Raw genomic sequence first — 2,666 nt, forward strand, 5'->3', positions numbered from 1 at the left:
TCCTGTCGCCGACGCTCCTGAAACCTTCCGCCCAGCACGCAGCCTTCGATTCAGACTATTGACGTCGAAACAATTAAATTACCAGAGTTTTCTGGTAGCTCATTTCACGAACCGCATAACTTACCCCTTCCCTACCGACGCCGCTTTCTTTCACGCCACCAAACGGAAAATGTTCAGCGCGGAACCCAGGGCCATCGTTGACCGCAAGTAGCCCCACATCCAGCTGGTTGTAGAGACGCTTGGCCAGTGCGAGGTTCTGAGTAAATACGCCCGCCTGCAGGCCGAAAGGGGAGCTGTTGATCAGGGATACCAGCTCTGCCTCGTCGTCAAATTTACGCAACGGCACCACAGGGCCAAAGGTTTCTTCGGCGACCAGTTCGGCATCGTCAGCAATATTGTCGAGAATCGTTGGCCACAGAATATTGCCTTCACGCTTGTGGCCGAACAGGACACGGGCGCCTGCAGCTACAGCCGCCTGGATACGTCCCTCGACTTCGTCTGCCGCCGCGGTGTGGATCAGGGGGCCGACGAAAGTTTCGTCTTCAGCCGGATTGCCAACTTTGAGCTTCGCGGTGGCAGCCACCAGCCTTTCCGCGAAGGTATCAAACACTTCACTGTGGACAAACAGACGCTTGGCCGCGGTGCAACGCTGCCCTGCGGTGGCAAAACGCTGGTTGATGGTGGCGCCGACGGCGGCATCGAGGTCGGCGTCGGGCATGACAATCAAGGGATCGTTGCCACCCAGTTCAAACAGCATTTTTTTATAGCCCGCTTTAGCGGCAATGGCATTGGCCGCAGCGGTGCCGCCAGTGAAGTTGATTGCGTGGATGTCGCGGTGGGATACCGCATGGCTGGTGGCGTCGATGTCCGGGACCAGCATTTGCAGCACGGATTTATCCATACCCGCGGCATAACAGAGCTCTACCAGCAGTTCTGCGGAACGCTTGTTCTGCGGGCCAGGCTTGAACAGGATGGTATTCCCTGCGGCAAACGCGGGACCGATTTTGTGTACCGCAATATTGATCGGGAAGTTGAACGGGGTAATACACAGCACAGTGCCCAGCGGCTTCCACAATACAACACCAATTTTCTCGCGCATGGGCGGATAGGCGTCAGAATCTAGCGCTTCACCGTTGATACTGCGCGCTTCCATGGCGCTGGCCAGTGCGGTGTTGTAGGCGCGATCGATTTCTACACGGCTGTCACTGATGGTTTTGCCGGTTTCTTCGGTGATCAGGGCTGCCAGGTCTTCCTTGCGTTCCTGAATCAACTGGGCGAGCTTCAGCAGTATATTGGAACGCTCGAACGCCGGGGTCCCTTGCTGCGTCACGCGCCCCTTTTTAAGGAGCTCAATAGCAGCCTCTACGTGCTCACGGGTGTGGAAGTCGTACGCTTCGATCTGCTCGCCATTGTAGGGATTGATGATCTGGTAATCGGCCATTGTGGGTACCTGTAGTTTGAGCACCTGATTTTTTATTGTGCTAGTAACTGGTAAATAATACGGGCGCCGGCGATCACAAGTGCCGCGCGCATCAAATTGAAAAACAGCTCGCTATCAATTCGGTTCAACAGGGCGATACCAATGCGCGTGCCGATCACCGCGGCAACGGTGAGTAGCAATATCAACCCCAGGTGATCGGAAAAAGCGAAGCCCAGATATATAAATGCAGGCACTTTTAGCGCGTGGCACCAGGCCTGCATAACGGATTTGTTTGCGACAATTTCCTTCGGGCTCATATCCTTGCGCACGAAGAAGGCGGCGAGCAAAGGATCGACCGCGCCCGCGATAATACCGAGAGTGCCAGTGGCGATACCCACCCAGAAAAAATTTCGCGCTTTAAGGCGTATTTCCGGCAACTTTTTCGGCTTGAATACGGTGTAGAAAATTAGGCCGGCAAGAAGAATCAGCGGTAGTTGCTGCCAGTCGAGATTGGCAAGCCCGAGGGTCATGGCCGCGGAGCCCAGGGTGCAGCCCACAAAGAACGGGATACATTGGTCCCAGCGAATATGTTCGCGCACGTAGACAATGCGGGCCAGGTTGTTCAGCAGCTGCACGGCGCCGTGAATCGGCACCAGCATACGCAGCGGGATGGCCACATTGAGGGCGGCGAACATCAGGATCCCCCCGGCACCACCGGTGACCGCGGAAATAAACGCACTGACCACGCATACCAGCAGCAGCGCGCCCAGCATCAGGCCGGAACTCTGGCCGGGTAATAGATTGAACAACTCTCCCAGCTCTGCCAAAGCCGACCTCACCCGTCTTGTTAAAATTGGTTGCTTTACGCCGCAGCGGCGCTGCACTGGTCGGATTTCCAGCGATGGCCAGTTTACGCCCGGGACAGGGACAAACCCAGTAGTCACGGGGCTCCAAACTGGTTAATTTCGGACTTCACCCCGATTCCAGCTCCGTGACTTTACACTCAATCCATGAAACCGGATACCAGCACCGCAATGCGGTCGATCATCGCTGATGTACGTAGCACCCTGCCCTTTGCCATGCCGGCAGACCAGCTATTTGCGGGGCCCTGCCAGGGATGTACGAAGAAGCTGTTGGAGTATCTGGACCAGGAGATCGACGAGTGGGAGAGCCGGCTGGGTGCAGATGAAAAGCCCACTCTGAGGGAGGTAAGCCGGGGACCTGTTTTTGAAAGCGTCGGCGACAG

At 56.3% G+C, this 2,666-nt stretch carries 2 protein-coding genes and 1 pseudogene; 1 reads left to right on the forward strand and 2 read right to left on the reverse strand.

The genetic code is table 11. The features are described from left to right. Positions 1-73: 73 nt before the first annotated feature. Positions 74-1,441 carry a sulfoacetaldehyde dehydrogenase SafD gene (safD, locus tag B4U49_RS00770; RefSeq protein WP_078082700.1) on the reverse strand — a complete coding sequence of 456 codons (1,368 nt, stop codon included), beginning with the start codon at positions 1,439-1,441 and terminating at the stop codon, positions 74-76. Positions 1,442-1,473: 32 nt separating this feature from the next. After that, a complete protein-coding gene (locus tag B4U49_RS00775) occupies positions 1,474-2,247 on the reverse strand; it encodes a sulfite exporter TauE/SafE family protein (RefSeq protein WP_078082701.1) in 774 nt (257 codons plus the stop codon). 207 nt (positions 2,248-2,454) lie between these two features. Here B4U49_RS00775 and B4U49_RS19205 point away from each other — a divergent pair. Further along, positions 2,455-2,666 (forward strand): annotated as a pseudogene (locus tag B4U49_RS19205) (hypothetical protein); the annotation flags it as partial.

It is taken from the genome of Microbulbifer mangrovi (assembly GCF_002009015.1).
Lineage (GTDB): Bacteria > Pseudomonadota > Gammaproteobacteria > Pseudomonadales > Cellvibrionaceae > Microbulbifer > Microbulbifer mangrovi.

What these genes read in the sequence shown, in the direction of transcription:
- safD (WP_078082700.1), bottom strand. Translation starts at nt 1,441, where the DNA reads ATGGCCGATTACCAGATCATCAATCCCTACAATGGCGAGCAGATCGAA.